The organism is Streptomyces sp. NPDC020807 (genome assembly GCF_040641575.1).
Lineage (GTDB): Bacteria > Actinomycetota > Actinomycetes > Streptomycetales > Streptomycetaceae > Streptomyces.
Window position 1 is genome coordinate 221,547 of record NZ_JBFADU010000008.1, and the last position, 21,265, is coordinate 242,811.

Sequence of the window (21,265 nt, forward strand, 5' to 3'; positions counted from 1 at the left end):
CCTATCCGTACGCCCGGACGGCGTGCCACCCCCTGATAAAGCGATATTCCGCACCATAGTGGGGTCACATGAGTACGGAAAAGATCGCTCCAGACGCGCCGGACGCGCCCGACGTTCCGGACGGCAGGCCGGACGGCAAGGTCATCGGGATCGGAATCGCGGCCGTCGTCGCCGTCGTCGCCTGGGCGGCGCTGGGCGAGGACTCCTTCGACAGCGCCTCGTCCTCCGCCCTCGACTGGGTGCTGTCCAATTTCGCCTGGCTGTTCGTCGTGGCGGCCGACACCTTCCTCGTCCTCTGCGTGGTGATCGCGCTGAGCCGCTTCGGCCGGATCCGGCTGGGCGCGGACGATTCGGAGCCGGAGTTCACGAACCTGGCCTGGATCGCGATGATGTTCAGCGCCGGCATGGGCATCGGTCTGATGTTCTACGGCGTCGGGGAGCCGCTCCAGCACTTCCTGAGCCCGCCCCCGGCGAGCGGCGCGCAGGCGGGGACCGGCGAGGCGGCCCGTACGGCCATGGAGTACTCGTTCTTCCACTGGACGCTCACCCCGTGGGCGATCTACGGCATCGCGGGCCTCGCCCTCGCGTACGCGGGCTTCCGCAAGGGCCGCGGCAACCGCCTCAGCTCGGCCTTCGTGCCGCTGATGGGCGAGCGGCGGGCGAACTCCTGGCCGGGCAAGGCCATCGACCTGCTCGCGGTGTTCGCGACGGTCTTCGGCACGGCGACGAGCCTCGGTCTGGGCGCGCTCCAGGTCGCCGAGGGCCTGAACATCACGATGGACGTGGAGAACTCCACCGCCACCCAGCTGATCATCATCGTGTCGCTGTCGGCGGCCTTCGTGCTCTCGGCCTTCTCGGGCCTGCACAAGGGCGTGAAGTGGCTCTCCACCCTGAACATCGTCCTCGCCGGCTGCCTGATGGTCTTCGTCTTCCTGCTCGGCCCGACGGTCTACATCCTCGACACGATCCCGGCCTCCGTCGGCGGCTACCTGCACGACCTGCTGCCGATGGCGAGCCAGACGGGCGCCTTCAGCGACCCCGACTGGCTGGGCGCGTGGACGATCTTCTACTGGGCCTGGTGGCTGTCGTGGGCGCCGTTCGTCGGCACCTTCATCGCCCGCATCTCGCGCGGCCGCACGATCCGCGAGTTCCTGGTGGGCGTCCTCCTCGTGCCGTCCGGCGCGACGGTGGTGTGGTTCTGCGTGATGGGCGGTACGGCGATCCGCCTGGAGACGACCGGCGCGGCGGACCTCGCCGGGGCGGTCAAGGACGGCGCCGAGGCCTCGCTGTTCGCGATGCTGGAGGCGCTGCCGATCGGCACGGTCACCTCGGTCCTCGCGATGATCCTGGTGATGACGTACTTCATCACGAGCGCCGACTCGGCCTCGCTGGTCATGGGCTCGCTGACGAGCAGGGGCTCGCTCCACCCGCCGACCTGGCTCGTCGTGACCTGGGGCATCCTCATGGCCGCCGTCGCCGCCGTCCTCCTCGTCGTGGGCGGTCTGAACTCGCTCCAGACGGCGACGATCCTGGTGGCCCTGCCGTTCGTGGTCGTCATGCTGGCGCTGTGCTGGGCACTCGTCCGGGAACTGCGCGAGGACCCGGGGGCCGGACCCGTCCGGCACCACCCGATGCACGGCATGCGGGACGCCGTGCGGGCCCTGGTCGGCGAGGCCATGACCGAGCAGGGCGGTGGCGACCGCCACCACCGGCTGCGGCGGGCCGCGAAGGCCCGTACGGACTCCGAGCCGCCCCAGGACGGCAAGGGCTGACCCTCCCCGGCGCGCGTCCGGCCGCCCTTCTCGGTACACCGGAGGCATGGGGTCCACGCTCGGGGAGCACGACCTCCTCCGGGACCGGATCCTGGGCGGCCGGACGGGCCGGACCGCCGGGAACGTGCTCGGCAAGCCCGCCGAGCACGGCGCGTACGGGGCGACCCTCCGGCTGGCTACGCTGACGCCATGACCACCACCGATTACGCCACGTACATCGCCAGTCTCCCGCGCGTGCTCGCCGGCGCCGCCGCGCTCTTCCGGGACGCGGAGGGGCGCGTCCTCGTCGTGGAGCCCAACTACCGCGAGGGCTGGGCGCTGCCCGGGGGCACGGTCGAGTCCGACACGGGCGAGACGCCCCGGCAGGGCGCCCGCCGGGAGACCGCCGAGGAGATCGGCCTCGACGTGGAGCTGGGACCCCTGCTCGCCGTCGACTGGGTGCAGGGCACGCAGCCGCGGCCGCGGCCGCCGATCGTGGCGTACGTGTACGACGGCGGGGTCCTGACCGAGGAGCGGTTCGCGGCGATCCGGCTCCAGGAGGAGGAGCTGCTCTCCTGGAAGCTGATCGACCGCGCGGAGGTCACCGCCCACCTGCCGGGCACCCTGGGGCTCCGCGTCCTCGCCGCGCTCGACGCCGTGGAGACGGGCCGGGGCCCGGTGGAGCTGGAGAACGGACTCCCGGCGGTCTCCTGAGGCTCCGGGAGTCCGGTCCCGGGGGCCGGGGTCTCACGTGGCCTCAGCCCTGAGGGGGCTCCGGCGGCAGCACGTCGTGACGGCCCTGCGGGTCGGTGCGGTCGGCGACGATCGCCTCGGTGCGGTGTCCGCGCGCGATGTAGTCGCGGACGACCGCCTCCACGGCGTCCTGCGGGCTGCCGACCCCCGCCAGGACCATGACTTCCACGACGAGTTCGGCGTCGAGCGCGATGTTCACCTTGGCCATGCCGCGAACGTAACACCCGGAAAGCCGTTGGCGGGAGCGGTTTCGGGGTGCCTATCGTCCTCGCCATGACGATGGTGGCGATTCTCAGCGGGGCGGGTATCTCGACGGACTCCGGCATCCCCGACTACCGGGGGCCCGACGGGCTGTGGCGGCGGGACCCCGGCGCCGAGCGGCTCGTCACCTACGGGCCGTACATGAGCGACCCGGAGATCCGCCGCCGCTCCTGGCGGATGCGGCTCGACGGGCCGGTGCTGACGGCCGAGCCGAACGGCGCGCACCGGGCCGTCGCGGAGTACGAGCGGACGAGCGGGAACGCCGTGCGGGTCATCACCCAGAACGTGGACGGGCTGCACCAGGCCGCCGGGATGCCGGAGCGGAAGGTCGTCGAACTCCACGGCTCCGCGCGGTCGGTGGTGTGCACGGCGTGCCACGCGCGCTCGTCGATGGCGGAGGCGCTCGACCGGGTGCGGGCCGGTGAGGACGATCCGGCGTGCCGGGTCTGCGGCGGCATCCTGAAGTCGGCGACGGTGATGTTCGGGCAGCGGCTCGACCCCGGGGTGCTCGGGCAGGCGATGTCCATCGCCAAGGCCACCGAGGTCTTCGTCGTGGTCGGCAGCAGCCTCCAGGTGCAGCCCGCCGCCTCGCTCGCCGGGATCGCGGCCGAGCACGGCGCCCGGCTCGTCATCGTGAACGCCGAGCCGACGCCGTACGACCCCGTCGCCGACGAGCTCGTGCGCGAGCCGATCGGGACGGCGCTGCCCGCGCTGCTCGACCGGCTCCGCTGATCCCTCCGGTCAGAACAGCCCGTCCGGCTCCGCCGTGCCCGCCTCGAAGGCCAGCAGGCGCTGCTTGCGGGCCAGCCCGCCGCCGTACCCAGTGAGGCTGCCGCCCGTGCCGATCACGCGGTGGCAGGGGACGACGATGCTCACCGGGTTCTTGCCGTTGGCGAGGCCGACGGCCCGGGAAGCGGCGGGGTTGCCGAGGGCCTCGGCCAGTTCGCCGTACGTCCGGGTCTCCCCGTACGGGATGCGGCGGAGCTCCTCCCAGACGCGCAGCTGGAACGGGGTGCCGACGAGGTGGAGCGGGAGGTCGAACTCGGTGAGCCCGCCCGCGAAGTAGGCGTCGAGCTGGCGGATCGCCTCGCCGAAGGGGCGCGGGTCGGGCTCGCCGAAGGTCTCCTCGGGCGGGCGGTGGCGCTGGTCGGTCATGTGGACGCGGCTGAGGACGCCGTCGACGGCGACGAGGGTCAGCGGCTCGTACGGGCTGTCCACGACCGTGTGCTGGATGGTCGGCATGGGGGATCCTTAGGCCGGCAGGTGGTTGATGGGGTGGTCGTCCGTCGCCCAGAGGTACTGGACGGCGTAGGCCCGCCAGGGGCGCCAGTCGGCGGCGCGGGCGGTGAGGGCGCCCGGGGAGCCGGGGAGGCCGAGGCCGACGGCGGCGCGGCGGATGCCGAGGTCGCCGGGGAGGAAGGCGTCGGGGTCGCCGAGGGCGCGCATGGCGATGATCTCGGTGGTCCAGGGGCCGAAACCGGGCAGGGCGAGGAGTTTCGCCCGGGCCTCCTCGCGGTCGTCGGCGGGGCCGAGGGTGAGGGAGCCGTCGGCGAGGGCGCCGACGAGGGTGAGGAGGGTGGTGCGGCGGCTGCGGGGCAGCGCGAGGGTCTCGGGGTCGAGCCCGGCGAGCACCTCGGGGCCGGGGAAGAGGTGGGTGAGGCCGCCCTCGGGGTCCTCGACGGGGGTGCCGTGGGCGGTGACCAGCCGGGCCGCGTGGGTGCGGGCGGCGGCGGTGGACACCTGCTGGCCGAGGACGGCCCGTACGGCGAACTCGGCGGCGTCGACACTGCCGGGGATGCGGCGGCCGGGGGCCGCGTCGACGAGGGGCGCGAGGACGGGGTCGGCGCGGAGCCGGTCGTCGACGGCGACGGGGTCGGCGTCGAGGTCGAGGAGCCTGCGGCAGCGGCTGATGGCGTGGGTGAGGTCGCGGGGGTCGGTGAGGGAGAGCCGGCAGGCGATGTGGTCGGCGCGGGGCGCGAGGGCGACGATGCCGTGCCCGTACGGGAGGGCCAGGGTGCGGCGGTAGGCGCCGTCGCGCCACTCCTCGACGCCGGGGACGGCGGTGGCGGCGAGGTGGCCGAAGAGGTTGGAGGGTTCGAGGGGGGCGCGGAACGGGAGGCGGAGGGTGATGACGCCGGGGGTCGCCGCCGTCTCGGGGCGGGGCCGGGCCGCGCGGGCGCGGAGTTCGCCGGGGGTGAGGCCGAAGACCTCGCGGACGGTGTCGTTGAAGGTCCTGATGGAGGCGAAACCGGCGGCGAAGGCGACCTCGCCGAGCGGCATGGGGGTCGTCTCGATCAGGACGCGGGCGGTCTGGGCGCGCTGGGCGCGGGCCAGGGCGAGGGGTCCGGCGCCGAGCTCGGCGAGGAGCTGGCGCTCGATCTGGCGGGTGGACCAGCCGAGCCGCCTGGCGAGGCCGGGGACGCCCTCGCGGTCGACGACGCCGTCCTGGATGAGCCTCATGGCGCGGGCGACGGCGTCGGCCCTGACGTGCCACTCGGGCGAGCCGGGGCTGGTGTCGGGGCGGCACCGCTTGCAGGCCCGGAACCCGGCGCGCTGGCAGGAGGCGGCGCTGGGGTGGAACTCCATGTTCTCGGGCTTGGGCGGGACGACCGGGCAGCTGGGCCGGCAGTAGATCCGGGTGGTGCGGACGGCGGTGAAGAAGACGCCGTCGAAACGGGCGTCCTTCGACTGGACGGCCCTGACGCAGCGCTCGGTGTCGTGGTGCATGACTCCAGGATCGGGGACGGAGGGCGCGGGGGCTGGCGAGAAAACGACATCAGCGTCAGCCCCCTCGCACTCCGTGCGCGGCTCCTACTCGAAGCGGGAGGCGTCGCCCGCCCCCCGGCGGACGATCTCGGGCTCGCCGCTGGAGAAGTCGACGACGGTGGTCGGCTCGGTGCCGCAGTCGCCGGAGTCGAGGACGAGGTCCACCTGGTGGTCGAGGCGTTCCTTGATCTCCCAGCCCTGGGTGAGGGGTTCGTCCTCGTCGGGGAGGAGCAGCGTGCTGGAGAGCAGCGGTTCGCCGAGCTCGGCGAGGAGCGCCTGGGTGACGACGTGCTCGGGGATGCGGACGCCGACGGTCTTCTTCTTGGGGTGGAGGAGCTGGCGCGGCACCTCCTTGGTGGCGGGCAGGATGAAGGTGTACGCCCCGGGGGTGGCGTTCTTGACCGCGCGGAACACGTCGTTGTCGACGTGCACGAGCTGGCCCAGCTGGGCGAAGTTCTGGCACATGAGCGTGAAGTGGTGGCGGTCGTCGAGGTCGCGGATCGCGCGGATGCGGCTGATGCCGTCGCGGCTGCCGAGCCGGGTGCCGAGGGCGTAGCAGGAGTCGGTGGGGTACGCGACGAGCGCACCGTTCCGGATGCTGTCGGCCACCGAGCCGATGGTGCGCGGCTGGGGGTTGTCGGGGTGCACGTCGAAGTACTTGGCCATGGGGACAGTCTATTTTCGGTCGGCGGTACCGCTTCGCAGGCGGCGCCAGACGGCCTTCGCCGCGTTGTGCCCGGACATGCCGTGCACGCCGGGGCCGGGCGGGGTGGCGGAGGAGCAGAGGAAGACGGCCGGGTGCGGGGTGGCGTAGGGGCGGGCGGAGAGGGTCGGGCGCAGGAGGAGCTGGAGGCCTCGGGCGGCGCCGCAGGCGATGTCGCCGCCGACGTAGTTGGCGTTGCGCGCGGCGAGTTCGGGCGGGCCGGCGGTGGCGCGGGCGAGGACGCGGTCGCGGAAGCCGGGGGCGAAGCGCTCGACCTGCCGCTCGACGGCCTCGGTGAGGTCGCCGCGCCAGCCGTTGGGCACGTGCCCGTACGCCCAGAAGACGTGCTTGCCCTCGGGGGCGCGGGAGGGGTCGACGAGGCTCGGCTGGGCGGTGATGAGGAAGGGGGCGTCGGGGGCGGTGCCGGAGGAGGCCTGGCGCAGGGCGAGACCGATCTCCCCCGCGGTGGGGCCGACCTGGACCGTACCGGCGCGGCGGGCTTCCTCGGCGGTCCAGGGGACGGGGCCGTCGAGCGCGTAGTCGATCTTGAAGGCGCTCGCGCCGTACCGGTAGTGGTCGTAGTGGCCGCCGAAGCCGGCGATGCGGGCGAGGGCGGTGGGCGAGGTGTCGAAGACGTAGGCGCGGGCCGGCGGGAGGTCGTCGAGGCGCTTGACCTCGAAGTCGGTGTGGACGGCGCCCCCGAGGTCCTTCAGGTACGCGGTGAGGGCGTCGGAGATCGACTGGGAGCCGCCCCGGGGCATGGGCCAGCCGCCGGCGTGCGCGGCGAGCGCGAAGACGAGGCCGACGGCTCCGGTGGCGATGCCGCTCAGCGGGGCGATGACGTGGCCGACGAGTCCGGCGAAGAGCGCGCGGGCCTTCTCGTCGCGGAAGCGGCGCATCAGCCACGTGGACGGCGGCAGTCCGGCGAGGCCGAAGCGGGCGAGGGTGACGGGGTCGCTCGGCAGGGCGGTGAGCGGGAGCTGCATGAAGTCCCGGGCCAGGGTGTCCCACCTGCCGAGGAAGGGGGCGACGAGGCGGCGGTACGCGCCCGCGTCGTGCGCTCCGAAGGAGGCGGCGGTCTCGGCGACGGAGCGGGCGAGGACGGCGGCGGTGCCGTCGTCCCACGGGTGGGCCATGGGCAGTTCGGGGTGGAGCCACTCCAGGCCGTACCGGTCGAGCGGCATCGTCTTGAAGACGGGCGAACCGGCGCCGAGGGGGTGGACGGCGGAGCAGGGGTCGTGGCGGAAGCCGGGGAGGGTGAGCTCCTCGGTCCTGGCGCCGCCGCCGACGGTGGACTCGGCCTCGAAGACGGCGACGGAGAAGCCGCGCCGGGCCAACTCGACGGCGGCCGTGAGCCCGTTGGGGCCGGCCCCCACGACGACGGCATCGAGCATCGACGTCACGTTCGTCACCTTCGGACTCCTTCGTCAGCCGGTGCCACCAGGACCTCAGGATAGGCCGGGGCCGTCCGCCGCTCGCTCCCCCTGGAGATGCCCCTCACTCCCCCCGGAGGAGGGAGCGGATCCGCTCGGCGGTCGCCGTGTCGCGGGCCGCCGTGAACGGCAGGGCGTTGCCCCCGGTGACGCGGAACGGCTCCCCGTCGACCGTGGTGTTCACCCCGCCGGCCTCGGCGACCAGGAGGAGTCCGGCGGCGTGGTCCCACGCGAGCTCCCAGGAGAAGGCGGTGCCGGCGAGGAGTCCGCGCGCGACGGCGAGGTATTCGAGCCCGGCCGAGCCGCAGGGGCGCGGGGCGACGCCGTCGACCCGGAGGCCGAGGAGGGCGCGCTTCTGGTCCGGGGTCGTGTAGTCGGGGTGGGAGGTGGCGACCTCCAGGACCTCGCCGGGCTCCGGCGAACCGGACCGCATCGCCTCGCCGTTGAGCGTGGCACCGCGGCCGCGCACGGCCACGGCCATCTGGTCCAGGGCGGGGGCGAAGGTCCAGGAGGCGAGGACCTCGCCGCGCACGGCGAGCGCGACGAGGGTGCAGAACGCGGGGTCGCCGTGGACGAACTGGCGGGTCCCGTCGACCGGATCGACGATCCAGACGGGCGCGTCGCCGCGCAGCGCCTCGTACACCGACGGGTCGGCGTGGACCGCCTCCTCGCCGACGACGACCGAGCCGGGGAGCAGCGCGGTGAGGGCGGCGGTGAGGTGGAGCTCGGCGCCCCGGTCGGCGACGGTGACGAGGTCGTGCGGCCCGTTCTTCTCCAGGATCTCGTGCTCGGCGAGCTGCCGGAAGCGCGGCATGATCTCGGCGGCGGCCGCCTTGCGGAGCGCCTCCTCCACCTCGGTCGTCCGGCCGCCGAGGACGTGCTCAAGGAAGTCTTCGATCATGCCTCCAGCTAAGCACGCCCGTCCGACAACGGGAACGCGGCCTCCTTCATCCGTCGTTCACTCCAGTGCCGGATCCTGGTGGCCCCGGGGCGCCGGCCCCGAGGACACCGGCGCCGGGGGCGCCGTCCTCGACCGGGCGCAGAGGCGGCTGACGACCGCGGCGCTCACGGCCGCTCCGAGCACCGCCGAGGTGGCGGGGTGGGTCCAGACGGCGGGGTCGAGCTGCTGGGCCAGGACGAAGACGCCCATCACCACGACGAACCAGCCGAAGGCCTTGCGCAGCGCGTCCTGCGGGATGCGGCCCGCGAGGCGCGCGCCGACGAGGCTGCCGGCGACCGCCGCCACGGTGACCGTCACGGCGACGCCCCAGTCGACGGAGACGCCGGAGAGGTGCCCGGCGAGTCCGGCGAAGGACTTCATCGCGATGACGAGGAGCGAGGTGCCGACGGCGATGCCCATGGGCAGTCCGCCGAGGAGCGCGAGGGCGGGGACGACGAGGAATCCGCCGCCGGAGCCGACCAGACCGGTCACGGCGCCGACGACCAGGCCCTCGACCGCGATGTGTCCGACGGGCAGGTCGCCGCGGTCCGGACCGGCCTTCTTCCGCGCGCCCTCCCGCGGCTTGCGGAGCATCGCCGCGGCGGTGGCCAGCATCATCAGCGCGAAGGCGACGAGCAGGACCGTGCCGGGGACGTACTCGGCGAGCCGGCCGCCGCCGTAGGCGCCGACCATGCTGAAGGCTCCGAAGAGCAGTCCCGTCCGCCACCGCACCCGGCGGGCCCGCGCGTGCGGGACCAGTGCGGCGAGGCTCGTCACGCCGACGACGAACAGGGAGGTGGCGATGGCCTCCTTTGTGTCCTGCCCGGCCAGGTAGACCAGGATCGGGACGGTGAGGATCGACCCTCCGCCGCCGAGGATGCCGAGGCTGACGCCGATGAGGAGCGAGACCGCGACGATCAGGGCGGTCACGACGCGCTCCGCAGCTCCGCGATCACGGTGCGGACGTCGGTCCGGGGGCCGCGGTTGTAGGGGAGCTTGGAGAGCAGGACGCCCATGGCGCAGGTGTTGCTGAGGGCGGCGTAGGTCAGGCCGGCGCCGACGGCCGTGCCGACGAGGTGGGCGCCGGGGACGAGGACGCCCACGAGGCCGGTGGCGAGCACGATCGAGCCCGCCACGAGGCGGACCTGACGCTCCATGTCCCAGCGCTCGGCGCCCCGCTCCACGGGGGCCGACGCGGCCTCCCAGGCGTTCATGCCGCCCTCCAGGACGCGGAGGTTCGGCAGGCCGGCCTCGGCGAGGGCCTTCTCGGCCTCGCGGGCCCGCTGCCCGGAACGGCAGACGAGCACGACCTCCTCGTCCAGGTGGGAGCGCAGCTCCGCGCGGTGCTCGCGCAGGGTGTGCAGGGGGACGTTGTACGAGCCGGCGATGTGGACGGTACGGAACTCGCCGGGGGTGCGGACGTCGAGCAGGCGCGGGGCGCGGCCCTCCTGGACGAGGCGGAGGAGGAGGGCGGGACTGATCGACTGGACGGTGCGCTCGGCGCTCATGCGGGACTCCGGGGGGGGAGGAGAGGTACGGGGAAGGGGGCTGTGCGTGTCTGCTGGAGGGGGTGGGCCGTCGCGGGCGGGGCGGCGGGCCCGCGCCCGCGACGGGGCGGAAGGGCGGAAGGGCGGAGGGGCGGAGGCAGTGCGGCCTCCGCCCCTCGCCGGGAGCCGGCGCGGGCCGGACGGGGGGTGCATCCGGACCGCGCCGGCGGTCGGGGGGGTCCGTCGGACGGCGGCGGGCTCGGCGGTCCGCAGGACCGTCGGACAGCCGCGGACCCGGCGGTCCGCAGGACCGTCGGACAGCCGCGGACCCGGCGGTCCGCAGGACCGTCAGACAGCCGCGGACTCGGTCGCGAGGGCCCAGGCGGCCCAGCCGCCGAGGATGTCGGAGACGTCGCGGAAGCCTCGGTGGCGGAGCAGGCTGGCGGCGATGGAGGAGCGGTGTCCGCCCGCGCAGTGCAGGACCAGCGGCCGGTCGGCGGGCAGCTCGCCGGTACGGGCGGGCAGTTCGCTGAGCGGGATGTGGAGGGCCTCGGGGACGAACCCGTTCGCCTGGCGTTCGCCGCAGGTGCGCACGTCCACCACCAGGGGCGGGTTGTCCCCGGCGAGGGCCTCCTTGAGGTGGGCGGCGGTGACCCGGCTGGCCGGGGCGACCTCGTCGGCCATGACCCGCAGGGCGTCCTCGGGGTTGCGGACGTAGCCCGCGACCCGGTCGAAGCCGATGCGGGCGAGGCGGGTGACGATCTCCTCCTCGCGGTTCTGCGGGGCCATGACGACGAGTTCGTCCGCCGGGTCGAGGACCGTGCCGGCCTGCTCGGCGAAGCGGCCGTCGGCCGGGACGTTGACCGCGCCGGCGAGGTGCCCGGCCGCGAACTCCTGCGGGTCGCGGGCGTCGACGACGACCGCTCCCCCGGCGCGCAGTCCGCCGAACTCGGCGAGCGCGAGCGGCCGGGCCGCGGCGGTGGCGTCGTACAGGGTGCGGTCCTTGCGGTTGAGGTCGGCGTCGTAGGCGAAGTACCCGGGCGCGGCCGACTGGCCGGCGGTGACGAGGGCGACGAACTCCTCGCGGCCCATCGGCGCGCAGGCGTAGTTGGTGGCCCGCTGGTCGCCGATGGTGGAGGACTTCTCCGTCGAGAGGTTCTTGCCGCAGGCGGATCCGGCGCCGTGCGCGGGGAAGACCCGGACCTCGTCCGGCAGGCCCATCAGCTTGTGCTGGACGCTGTCGTGGAGCATGGCGCCGAGCTCCTCGGCGGTGACGCCGACGGAGGCGAGGAGGTCGGGGCGGCCGACGTCGCCGATGAAGAGCGCGTCGCCGGTGAGCACGCCGTACGGGACGGTGTCCGCGGCCCGCTCGTACACCAGGACGCTGATCGACTCCGGGGTGTGGCCGGGGGTCTCCATGACCTCCAGGACGACGTCGCCCAGGGCGATCCGCTCGCCCTCGGCGAGGTGCCGGATCGGGTACTCGGTCTCGGCGCGCGAGCCGTAGCCGATCCAGGCGCCCGTCTCGGCCGCCATCTCCAGGTGGCCGGCGACGAAGTCCGCGTGGAAGTGGGTGTTGATCACGCCGACGACGGTGAAGCCGTGCGCGCGGGCGTCGGCGAGGTACTCCGAGACGTCCCGGCGCGGGTCGACGACCACGGCCCGGCGGGTCTTCTCGTCGGCGATCATGTAGGACGCCTGGGAGAGGCAGTCGAGGTAGTACTGGGCGAAGAACACGGCGTTCCTTTCGAGGGAAGGCACGCGCAGGGCGGAGCCCTGCGGGAGGGGGAACTGCGGGTCGAGCGACGGGAGCCCGTTCGGGCGGCCCGGTGTGCGGTCAGGCGGCGTGGGCGTCCGCGCCGCGGACGACCGGCCGGCCGGTGCGGACCCAGCCGGAGGTGCCGCCCGCGACCGAGAGCGCGGAGAAGCCGGCGGCCTCCAGGTGCTCGGCGGCCCACGCGCTCCGGTTGCCGCTCGCGCAGATGACGTAGACGGGCCGGTCGGCGGGCAGCGCGGCGAGGTGGGCACCCAGCTCGGAGAGCGGTGCGGTCCGGACTCCCGGCACGTGGCCCGCCGCGAACTCGTCCGGCTCTCGTACGTCGATGGCGAAGGCGCCCTCCGCCAGCTCGGACGCGAAGGCGTCCAGATCCACTTCACGCATGGAAGATCACCCTTTCGGATACCCCCCGGGGTACTTATGGCATGGACTTTAGTCAGGGCCGGAAGGCTGCGTCAAATACCCCCCCAGGTATCCCTCGCCACAGAGCATTAATACCCCCAGGGGTATGGTGAGCTGCATGTACAGCCACACCACCACGAAGCGGCCCGCCCCGGGAACCGACCCGGGCGCCGTCCGGCTCGGGCTTCGGGAGAACCGGGGGCAGTTCGCCCTGCTCGTCGTCGTCACGGCGGCGGTCGGGGCGCTGGTCGGCCTGGAACGGACGACGGTCCCGCTGATCGGCACCGAGGTCTTCGGGCTCACGGGCAACCTCGCCGTCTTCTCGTTCATCGTCGCCTTCGGCCTCGCCAAGGCCCTCACGAACCTCGCCGCCGGCGTCCTCACCGCCCGCTTCCGCCGCAGGCAGCTCCTCCTGGCCGGCTGGGTGATCGGCACCCCCGTGCCGTTCGTCCTCGCCTGGGCCCCGTCCTGGTGGTGGATCGTGGCCGCGAACGTCCTGCTCGGCGTCAACCAGGGGCTGACCTGGTCGATGACCGTCAACATGAAGATCGACCTCGTGGGACCCGCCCGCCGGGGGCTCGCCACCGGGCTCAACGAGGCCGCCGGGTACGTCTCCGTCGGCGCCACGGCCCTGCTCACCGGCTGGCTCGCCACGCGGTACGGGCTGCGGCCCGCGCCCGAACTCGTCGGCGTCGTGTTCCTCGCCGCCGGACTCGGCCTGTCCCTCCGGGCCAAGGACACCGCCGCCCACCTGGCGCTCGAACTCGCCCGCCATCCGTCACCGCCGGGCGTCGGCGAGCCCCCCTTCGCCGAGACCTTCACCCGGACCTCGTGGCGCGACCGCTCCCTCCGCGGTGCCAGCCAGGCAGGGCTGGTCAACAACCTCAACGACGGCCTGACCTGGGGCGTCTTCCCGCTGCTCTTCGCCGACCACGGCCTCGGCATCGCCGCCATCGGGCTGATCAAGGGCCTCTACCCGCTGCTGTGGGGCGTCGGCCAGATCCCCGCCGGCCACCTCGCCGACCGCGTCGGCCGCAAGCCGCTCGTCGTCACCGGCATGCTGGTCCAGGCGGCGGCCCTCCTGCTCGCCCTCACGCTCCTCGACCGCCCGCTGCTCGCCGGCGTCCTCTCCGCCGTCGGCCTGGGCCTCGGCACCGCGCTCGTCTACCCGGCGCTCATCGCCTCGGTCTCCGACCACGCCCACCCCTCCTGGCGGGCCCACGCGCTCGGCACGTACCGCTTCTGGCGTGACGTCGGGTACGCGGCGGGTGCCCTGGTCGCGGGTGTCCTCGCCGACGCGCTGGGGCTCGACGCGACCGTCCTCGCCGCCGCCGTCCTCACCGCGCTCTCGGGCCTCCTCGCCGCCCGCTGGATGACCGACCGGCCCCGCCCCTGACCGGGGCGGGCTGCCCTACAGTGCAAGGGACGGTATGCAGGGATCTGTCCGGGTCCCGAGGGAAGGGAACGAAGCGGTGCACGGTGAGTACAAGGCGCCCGGCGAGAAGCTCGTCGTCGTCGACCTGGACGTCGAGGACGACGTGCTCCGGAACGTCCGGGTGGCCGGGGACTTCTTCCTGGAGCCCGACGAGGCGATCCTCGCCATCGACCGGGCCCTGGAGGGCGCGCCCGCCGACACCGACGCCGCGGGGCTCGCGGCGCGGATCGACGCCGCGCTGCCGGCGGGCACGCAGATGTACGGCCTCACCTCCGAGGGCGTCGGCGTCGCGGTCCGGCGCGCGCTCGCGCACGCCACGGACTGGACGGACTACGACTGGCAGCTCATCCACGAGACGCCGCGCTCCCCCGCCCTCCACATGGCGCTCGACGAGGTCCTGACCGCCGAGGTCGCGGCCGGCCGCCGCCCGCCGACCCTGCGGGTCTGGGAGTGGGGCGCGCCCGCGGTGGTGATCGGCAGCTTCCAGTCCCTGCGCAACGAGGTCGACCCCGAGGCCGCCGAGCGCCACGGCATCCAGGTGGTGCGCCGGATCAGCGGCGGCGGCGCGATGTTCATCGAGCCCGGCAACACGATCACGTACTCCCTCTCCGTGCCCGACGCGCTCGTGCAGGGCCTCTCCTTCACCGACAGCTACGCCTACCTCGACGACTGGGTGCTGGGCGCGCTCGGCGACATGGGCATCAAGGCCTGGTACCAGCCCCTCAACGACATCGCGACGGAGGCCGGCAAGATCGCGGGCGCCGCGCAGAAGCGGATGGTGGCGGGCGAGGGCGCGGTGCTGCACCACGTGACGATGGCGTACGACATCGACGCGGACAAGATGACGGAGGTGCTCCGCATCGGCCGCGAGAAGCTCTCCGACAAGGGAACGAAGAGCGCCAAGAAGCGCGTCGACCCCCTGCGCCGCCAGACGGGCCTCCCGCGCGAGGCCGTCATCGACCGCATGATCGCCTCCTTCCGGGGCCGCTACGGCCTGACGGAGGGCGCCGTCACGGAGGACGAGCTGACCCGCGCGGAGGAGCTGGCGGAGAGGAAGTTCGGCACGGCGGAGTGGACGGCACGGGTGCCGTAGGGGCCGGGCCTCCTCGTGTCCGGCCCGGGACGCGGCGGTGGCCGCGCACGGCCCGGGGTGGCGTCCCGACGCGGACCGGTGACTCCGTCCCTCCTTGATCGTTGAAGTCGGGACGGGCTGAGGAAACGTCTCCGCAGACGGTTCCGGCCCCGGAACACCGCTGCCGGCAGTTCGGAGACACCGTGGGACGGATGAGACGGTTCCTGGCCGCGACGACGGGGGCGGTCCTCGCGGCCGTGACCCCCCTCGGAGCGGGGGCCGCGCACGCGGTCGTCGGCGGGCAGGAGGCCGTCCCGCACCAGTTCCCCTTCATGGCCGGGCTCGTCGACCTCGAACAGCGGCGGGTGATGTGCGGCGGGGTGCTCGTCTCGGAGCGGTACGTGCTGACCGCCGCGCACTGCCTCACCGGGGCGTACGCCGACACCGCCCGGGTCGGGGTGCTGCTCGGCGACCACGACCTGACCGTGCGCGACGACGCGCCGAACGCCGTGCTCGCCCCGCCCGACCGGTTCCTCGTCCACCCCGGCTACGACCCGGCCGCCCAGCGGAACGACATCGCGCTCGTCCGGCTCGCCCGGCCGGTCGCGTACAACCGCGACGTGAGTCCGGTCGGGCTGCCGGACCCGTCCGCTCACGGGTCCCTGGACCACGTGCGGGTCGAGGCGCCCGGCTGGGGCGCGACCTCCTACGGGGGCGGCACCTCCGACGTGCTGCGGGTCGTCGCGCTCGACACGATGGGGAACGCGGCCTGCGTGGCACGGGGCATGACCGCCGTCACGGCGGAGCAGCTCTGCACGTACTCCCCCGGCCGCGACACCTGCGTGTACGACTCCGGCGGCCCGCTCGTGCACCGGGTCGCCGGACGGCCGTACGTCGTCGGGCTCGTCTCGTACGGGAAGGGGTGCGCGACCGAGAGTCCGGCCGTGAACACCCGGGTCTCGTCCTACCTCAGCTGGATCGGGCGGACGACCGCCGCATGAGGGCCGTGTAGAGGAGGAGGGAGGCCGCGAGGCCGACCGCCCAGCCGTAGTCGGCGAGCGGTTTCAGGAAGGGGATCAGGCCGTCCTCGGGGAAGGGTCCGGTGCCGGGCGCGGAGTGGGAGCCGCCGACCGCGAGGACGCCGCCGAGGGCGAACGCGAGGACGGCCGCCGGGTTCCAGCCGCCCCGGTACCAGTAGGGGCCGTCGGCGCGGTACAGCCCCTCGGTGTCGAGGACCGTGCGGCGGACGATCCAGTAGTCGGCGATGAGGATGCCGGCGACCGTGCCGAGGAGGCCGCCGACGAGGCCGAGCCAGGTGAAGATGTACAGCTCGGGCGTGGCGGTGAGCTTCCACGGCATGACGAGGACGCCGACGACTCCCGTGATCAGCGCGCCCTTGCGGAAGTCGATCGTCTTCGGTGCCAGGTTGGCCAGGTCGTAGGCCGGGGAGACGACGTTGGCCGCGAGGTTCACGGAGAGGGTCGCGACCAGGACCGTGACGAGGGCGAAGAGGAGCCCGAAGACGTTGTCGGTCCGGGCGGCGAGCGCCACCGGGTCCCAGACCGGGACGCCGTACACCGCCTGCGAGCCGGAGGTGACGAGCACCGAGAGGACGGCGAAGAGGGTCATCGTGGTCGGCAACCCGAGGGACTGGCCCAGGACTTGGGAGCGCTGGTTCCTCCCGAAGCGGGTGAAGTCCGGGATGTTGAGGCTGAGCGTGGACCAGAAGGCGATCATCCCCATGAGCGCCGGGAAGAAGACCGGCCAGAAGTCCGCGCCCCAGCCGAGCCGGGACGGCTGGTCGAGCAGCGGCCCGAATCCGCCCGCCTTGACGGTGATCCAGACGAGGAGGGCGAGCGCGCCGACGACGACGAACGGCGCGGCCCAGTTCTCGAAGCGGCGCAGGGTCTCCATCCCCCGGTGGATGATGGCGAGTTCGAGCGCCCAGAAGAGGACGAAGCAGAGCCAGAGGGGCCAGGGCTGTCCGGCCACCCGCTCGGCCTGCGCCCAGCTCCCGCCGAAGATCTTGTCCAGGAGGACGAACAGGCCCTGTCCGCCGATCCAGGTCTGGATGCCGAACCAGGCGCAGGCGACGGCGGCGCGGACGAGCGCGGGCAGGTTGGCGCCGCGCAGGCCGAAGGAGGCGCGGGCGAGGACCGGGAAGGGGATGCCGTACCGGGGTCCGGCGTGGCCGGTGAGCAGCATCGGCAGCAGGACGACGACGTTGGCGAGGGCGATCGTGAGGATGGCCTGCGTGCCGTCCATGCCGAGGGCGATGAGCCCGGAGGCGAGCATCCAGGAGGGGATGTTGTGCGCCATGCCGACCCAGAGGGCGGCGAAGTTGTACGTGGTCCACTGGCGTCGGGCCACGGGGACGGGGAGGAGGTCGGCGTTGGCGAAGCGGGCGTCGGGGGCGGTCGCGGAGGCGTCGGACGCGACGCGTCTGCCCGCTGGTGCGGTGTCGGTCATGCGGCGGAACCCTTCGTTCGGGGATGCGGAACGACGAGGCCGTGCGTGGGGCGTGCGTGGGGGCGCACGCAGGGCGTGCGAGGGGTGGCTCTAGTCGTACCCTCGGAGTTCCCGCGTACACGCGCCCGCACGGCCCGACCGTCAGCGCACCCCCTCCCACAGGAGCCTCTCCCCCGGGCGCGGGTCGTCGACCGGGGTGCCCCCGGACGCGTCGGCGAACACCATCGTCGTCCGGGTCACCCCGTCGTACGCCTTCCAGCCCGGGTCGCCCGTCTTCGCGAAGGCGACCCAGGCCGCGTGCATCGCGTCCGCGAGGCCCTGCGGCGGGTCGTCGCCGACCATCGGTGCGTACGAGGGGTCGTCGAGGCGGTCGAAGACGAAGGGCAGCTCCAGGGCGTGGCAGGAGCCGAGCTCGCCGTCGAACTCCGGTGAGCGCCAAGCGAATTCGTACAGGTGCGTGCCGGGTACGGACTCGGCGAGGCGCACGGCGGGGACGCGGTAGAACCAGTCGGTCGCGACGGCCGAGAGCAGCTCGCCGGGTGTGGCGCCGGGGCGGCCGGCCCGGTAGACGGGGAGGGCGGCGGCCGGGTCGAGGCCGTAGGCGGCCGTCAGGGCGTGGAGCGCGGGTTCCGGGACGGCGGGCAGGCGGCCCGTCGGGACGAGGAAGAGGCGGTACTCCTCGCGGTTGCTGCCGACGAGGAGGTCGACGCCGGGGTCGGGGCCGGGGAGTACGAGGTCCGGGAGCACCGGCTCGAAGGGCATGATGTTGAGCGCCGCCTCGCCCCAGCGCGCCGGGTCGGGGTCGGCTCCGACCTCGCCGCGCAACTCGGCCTGGGTGGCGAGGAGTTCCGGGAGGGGTACGGCCGCGAGGGCTTCGGCCGTCGGCGCGATGCCGAGCTTCTCCGCCAGGCGGGCGGTGATGCGCGCCGCCGACGCGGGGCGCAGGAAGTGGTGGCAGGCCCCGCTCTGGAGGACGGCCCTGCGGAACAGGCCCCGGGCGGCCCCGGTGGTGAGGAGCGTGCCGATGCTCATCGCGCCCGCCGACTCCCCGAAGAGCGTCACCCGCTCCGGGTCGCCGCCGAACGAGGCGATGTTCTCGCGGATCCAGCGGAGGGCGGCGATCTGGTCGAGCAGGCCCCGGTTGTCTGGGCGGCCCGGCAACCGGAGCCATCCGTCCGCGCCCAGGCGGTAGTTGAGCGTGACGCAGACGACGCCGTCGCGGGCGAAGGCGGCGCCGTCGTACGCGGACGCCGACCCGGAGCCGTTGGTGAACGCCCCGCCGTGCAGCCACACCATGACGGGAAGCCCCGCGCCGGGTTCCGGGGCGGGGGTCCAGATGCTGAGGTTCAGGAAGTCGTCGCCCGCGACGTGGTTCTCGGGGATGAGGACGTCGAACGGCGGCGCGTAGGGCGCGTGGGGCGCCGTCGGGCCGTGGGCCGTCGCGTCGCGGACGCCCGTCCAGGGTTCCGGCGGGGCCGGTTCGCGCAGCCGCAGCGCGCCGACGGGCGGCGCGGCGTACGGGATGCCGAGGAAGGACGTCACTCCGCCGGGCAGGGCGCGGCCACGGACCGCGCCCTGCCTCGTACCGCACACGGTCACCGGCTCGGTCATGCGGACAGGACCTCCAGGAGGGCCTTGCCGAACTCCTCGGGCTTCTCCAGGTGGACGGAGTGACCTGCGTCGGCGACCGCGACCTCCCTGACCCGGCCGCCCGCGGCCGCGTACCGGTCGAGGACGTGGCGGGTCTGCGCGACCATCGGCTGGGCGGGCGTGCCGTCCCAGCCCGGCACGGCGCCGAGCGAGCCGAGGTGGGCCAGGTCGAAGATCGAGGTGTCGGAGACGATGACGTCGTCCTCGCCGCGTACCCACAGGATCGGCGGCTTGGGCTCGACGAGGTGCAGGTCGTCGACGCGGAAGTGGGTGGGGGCCATGCAGTTGAGGACGCCGCGGGTGCCGGGGGCGGTGCCGGGCCAGGAGGCGGAGGTCGTGCTGTCGCCCGGGTAGTGGTCGTCGCCGGTGCGGGTGGCGAGCATGGACTCGACGAACGCGTCCTCGACCTCGGGGTCGAAGCGCAGCGGCGGCTTGACGTAGCAGGCGGCGAGGACGGAGCGCGGGGAGAGGGGGGTGTCCTCGCCGCGGTCGAGTTCGGCGAGGAGCCGGACGAACTCGGGGTTGGCCGTGCCGGCGCCGGATCCGGCGCCGTCCGGGGAGTTGAGGGTGCCGTCCGCCTCGCGCGTACCGCCGAACCCGTACGGGGAGACCGGGTTGACGAGGGTCAGCGAGCGGACGCGCTCCGGGTGGTCGCGCAGGTACTGGAGGACGATGCCGCCGCCCATGGACCAGCCGACCAGGTGGGCCCGTTCGACGGCGAGGGCGTCGAGCAGGGCGCCGAGGTCGTCGGCGTAGTCGCGCAGGCCGCGGGTGGCGTCGACGGGCGGCGCGTCGGTGCCGCCGAAGCCTCGGAGGTCGACGGCGAGGGGGCGGTAGCCGGCCGGGAGGGCGGTGAGGGTGGAGTGCCAGAACGTGGAGGAGGAGACGTTGCCGTGGACGAAGACGACGGCCTCGCCGTCGGCCGGGGCGTCGGCGAGCTCGGTGATCTGCTGCGTCAGGCGGTCGGTGGCCACGCGGCGGGTGTGCAGTGACGTCATGTCGAGGTCCTTCGCGGGAGCGGGCGTTCAGGAGAGCCAGGTGGCGATCTGCGCGGTGACCGAGCTGTGCCAGCCGAGTTCGAGGTGGTTGGCCCCGGTGACGGTGGCCTTGCCGCCGACGGTGCCGATGCCGGTGGTGTCGAGCGCGCTGGAGACGAAGACGACGCCGTCGCTCGGGCCGCGGTTCTCGTTGAAGATGCCGACGATGTCGGCGGAGCCGCCCGCGAGGAGGTAGGTGGGGACGGAGGCGGGGATCCCAGCGCTGTGCAGCGGGGCGACGAGCGAGCCCGCGTCGATGGCGGCCTGGATGCCGCCGCCGGCGGTGTAGAAGCCCTGGCCGCCGTAGTACGTCGTGTACCAGTCCTGGGCGGCGCCGTCGACTCCGTACACCCCGTCCCAGCGGGCGAGCATCTGGCGCTGGCCCGGGTAGTTGTCGTAACCGTTGGACGGCGTCATGGAGAACTCGGGGCGCGCGGTGTACGTGCCGTAGCAGGTCATGTGGGAGTGCGGGGACGGCGCGTTGACCTGGCCGCCGCAGGCGGGCCAGATGGAGAAGTCGTGGGCCCAGCCGTGGGCGTACGGGTAGTCGTAGCCGCCGTTCGGGCCGCCGATCGTGACGAGGCGGCGGACGTCCCCGGCGTACGGGCGGCCCCAGCCCGGCTTCACGGACGAGACGTACGCGCGGGTCGACATCTGGCCCTTGCTCCAGCCGACCAGGTCCACCTGGGAGACGCCGAGCTTGGCCTTGATGACGGCGATGGCGTCGCCGACGATCTGCGCCTGCATGAGGTTGTCGCCCTGCTTGTGGGCGAAGCCGACGGCGAAGACGCGGTGGCCGCGCGCGGAGAGGTACTGCATGAGCCCGGTGGAGGGGCAGGTGGCGGCGCCGCAGCCGTAGCCTCCGGACTCGCCGGGGTTGGCCCAGGCGCGGTCGGCGGTGTCGTTGGCCCCGTGCACGAGGAGGACGGGGGTGGTGCGGGTGCCGGTGTTCCAGCCGGGGGCCGAGTAGAGGAGGAACCTGCCGGAGGAGGGACGGGAGACGCCGCCGAAGTAGGTGACGCGCTTGCCGTCCTGGTCGCCCCGGCCGTCCGGCGGGAACCCCTCGGTGCGGAAGCCGGTGGTGGAGTCGGCGTACCGCTCGACGCTCTGCCAGCCGTTGCCGACGGTCCCGGCTCCGTAGGTCGCCTCCAGGGTGAGGTACGGGGGCGGGGCGGCGGTTTCCGCCGCGCCGGCCGCGGCGGGCGGGGCCACGACGGCGGCGAGGACTCCCGCCACCGCCAGGGCGCGGGCGGCGCGCTGCCGCCAGCGGCGGCCCGGGGTCCGTCTCTCGACCGCGTGCGGCATCTCCGGCCCTCTTTCCGTCATGCG

At 74.0% G+C, this 21,265-nt stretch carries 21 protein-coding genes; 7 read left to right on the plus strand and 14 right to left on the minus strand.

Annotation, left to right across the window (positions count from 1 at the left end):
• Positions 1–68 precede the first annotated feature (68 nt).
• From AB0G79_RS15915 to AB0G79_RS15925, 3 genes are read left to right on the plus strand one after another with little or no spacing between them, the layout of a single operon-like run.
• On the plus strand, positions 69–1,772 hold the full coding sequence (locus AB0G79_RS15915) for a BCCT family transporter (protein ID WP_360806471.1): 1,704 nt from the start codon (positions 69–71) through the stop codon (positions 1,770–1,772).
• Positions 1,773–1,818: 46 nt separating this feature from the next.
• Complete coding sequence (locus AB0G79_RS15920; RefSeq protein WP_360806474.1) at positions 1,819–1,965, plus strand: hypothetical protein; 147 nt, start codon at positions 1,819–1,821, stop codon at positions 1,963–1,965.
• Positions 1,962–2,465 carry an NUDIX hydrolase gene (locus AB0G79_RS15925; protein ID WP_360806477.1) on the plus strand — a complete coding sequence of 168 codons (504 nt, stop codon included), beginning with the start codon at positions 1,962–1,964 and terminating at the stop codon, positions 2,463–2,465. Before AB0G79_RS15920 ends, AB0G79_RS15925 begins: the two co-directional genes overlap by 4 nt.
• A gap of 43 nt (positions 2,466–2,508) precedes the next feature.
• On the opposite strand, the gene AB0G79_RS15930 is transcribed toward AB0G79_RS15925, so the two are convergent.
• A complete protein-coding gene (locus AB0G79_RS15930) occupies positions 2,509–2,712 on the minus strand; it encodes a type II toxin-antitoxin system VapB family antitoxin (RefSeq protein ID WP_360806480.1) in 204 nt (67 codons plus the stop codon).
• Positions 2,713–2,777: 65 nt separating this feature from the next.
• On the opposite strand from AB0G79_RS15930, the gene AB0G79_RS15935 reads away from it, so the two are divergent.
• A complete protein-coding gene (locus AB0G79_RS15935) occupies positions 2,778–3,497 on the plus strand; it encodes a Sir2 family NAD-dependent protein deacetylase (RefSeq protein ID WP_360806483.1) in 720 nt (239 codons plus the stop codon).
• Between the two features lie 9 nt (positions 3,498–3,506).
• Here the strand turns inward: AB0G79_RS15935 and AB0G79_RS15940 are convergent, their stop codons facing one another.
• The 9 genes from AB0G79_RS15940 to AB0G79_RS15980 form a co-directional block, all read right to left on the minus strand.
• Entirely contained in the window at positions 3,507–4,007 is a 501-nt protein-coding gene (locus tag AB0G79_RS15940; protein ID WP_360806485.1) for a methylated-DNA--[protein]-cysteine S-methyltransferase, read from the minus strand.
• Positions 4,008–4,016: 9 nt separating this feature from the next.
• A complete protein-coding gene (locus AB0G79_RS15945; RefSeq protein ID WP_360806488.1) occupies positions 4,017–5,492 on the minus strand; it encodes an AlkA N-terminal domain-containing protein in 1,476 nt (491 codons plus the stop codon).
• Positions 5,493–5,576: 84 nt separating this feature from the next.
• Positions 5,577–6,197, minus strand: a complete 621-nt coding sequence (locus AB0G79_RS15950; protein WP_360806491.1) for an L-threonylcarbamoyladenylate synthase — start codon at positions 6,195–6,197, stop codon at positions 5,577–5,579.
• Between the two features lie 9 nt (positions 6,198–6,206).
• Positions 6,207–7,637, minus strand: a complete 1,431-nt coding sequence (locus AB0G79_RS15955; protein WP_360806646.1) for an NAD(P)/FAD-dependent oxidoreductase — start codon at positions 7,635–7,637, stop codon at positions 6,207–6,209.
• Positions 7,638–7,731: 94 nt separating this feature from the next.
• Positions 7,732–8,568, minus strand: a complete 837-nt coding sequence (locus AB0G79_RS15960; RefSeq protein ID WP_360806494.1) for an inositol monophosphatase family protein — start codon at positions 8,566–8,568, stop codon at positions 7,732–7,734.
• Between the two features lie 57 nt (positions 8,569–8,625).
• Positions 8,626–9,537, minus strand: coding sequence for a sulfite exporter TauE/SafE family protein (locus AB0G79_RS15965; RefSeq protein ID WP_360806497.1), 912 nt, complete (start codon positions 9,535–9,537; stop codon positions 8,626–8,628).
• The gene (locus AB0G79_RS15970; RefSeq protein WP_360806500.1) at positions 9,534–10,115 is read right to left on the minus strand and encodes a rhodanese-like domain-containing protein; all 582 of its coding nucleotides are present in this window, start codon (positions 10,113–10,115) and stop codon (positions 9,534–9,536) included. The genes AB0G79_RS15965 and AB0G79_RS15970 overlap by 4 nt, the downstream gene beginning before the upstream one ends.
• A gap of 327 nt (positions 10,116–10,442) precedes the next feature.
• The gene (locus AB0G79_RS15975; RefSeq protein ID WP_360806503.1) at positions 10,443–11,831 is read right to left on the minus strand and encodes a rhodanese-like domain-containing protein; all 1,389 of its coding nucleotides are present in this window, start codon (positions 11,829–11,831) and stop codon (positions 10,443–10,445) included.
• 100 nt (positions 11,832–11,931) lie between these two features.
• Positions 11,932–12,255: a rhodanese-like domain-containing protein gene (locus tag AB0G79_RS15980; protein WP_360806506.1), complete on the minus strand. Its 324-nt coding sequence runs from the start codon at positions 12,253–12,255 to the stop codon at positions 11,932–11,934.
• Positions 12,256–12,391: 136 nt separating this feature from the next.
• On the opposite strand from AB0G79_RS15980, the gene AB0G79_RS15985 reads away from it, so the two are divergent.
• From AB0G79_RS15985 to AB0G79_RS15995, 3 genes are all read left to right on the plus strand, one after another.
• On the plus strand, positions 12,392–13,669 hold the full coding sequence (locus AB0G79_RS15985) for an MFS transporter (protein ID WP_360806509.1): 1,278 nt from the start codon (positions 12,392–12,394) through the stop codon (positions 13,667–13,669).
• A 76-nt stretch (positions 13,670–13,745) separates the two neighbouring features.
• A complete protein-coding gene (locus AB0G79_RS15990) occupies positions 13,746–14,801 on the plus strand; it encodes a biotin/lipoate A/B protein ligase family protein (protein ID WP_360806511.1) in 1,056 nt (351 codons plus the stop codon).
• A 191-nt stretch (positions 14,802–14,992) separates the two neighbouring features.
• On the plus strand, positions 14,993–15,781 hold the full coding sequence (locus AB0G79_RS15995) for a serine protease (RefSeq protein ID WP_360806514.1): 789 nt from the start codon (positions 14,993–14,995) through the stop codon (positions 15,779–15,781).
• Here the strand turns inward: AB0G79_RS15995 and AB0G79_RS16000 are convergent.
• The 4 genes from AB0G79_RS16000 to AB0G79_RS16015 form a co-directional block, all read right to left on the minus strand.
• Positions 15,750–17,249 (minus strand): NCS1 family nucleobase:cation symporter-1, encoded by a 1,500-nt coding sequence (locus tag AB0G79_RS16000; RefSeq protein ID WP_360806517.1) that lies wholly within the window; start codon positions 17,247–17,249, stop codon positions 15,750–15,752. The two genes, AB0G79_RS15995 and AB0G79_RS16000, sit on opposite strands and share 32 nt — an antisense overlap.
• Positions 17,250–17,390: 141 nt before the next feature.
• Complete coding sequence (locus AB0G79_RS16005) at positions 17,391–18,860, minus strand: carboxylesterase family protein (protein WP_360806520.1); 1,470 nt, start codon at positions 18,858–18,860, stop codon at positions 17,391–17,393.
• Entirely contained in the window at positions 18,857–19,897 is a 1,041-nt protein-coding gene (locus AB0G79_RS16010; protein ID WP_360806523.1) for an alpha/beta hydrolase, read from the minus strand. The genes AB0G79_RS16005 and AB0G79_RS16010 overlap by 4 nt, the downstream gene beginning before the upstream one ends.
• Before the next feature lie 27 nt (positions 19,898–19,924).
• Positions 19,925–21,241, minus strand: coding sequence for a lipase (locus tag AB0G79_RS16015; RefSeq protein WP_360806526.1), 1,317 nt, complete (start codon positions 21,239–21,241; stop codon positions 19,925–19,927).
• Positions 21,242–21,265: the final 24 nt, after the last annotated feature.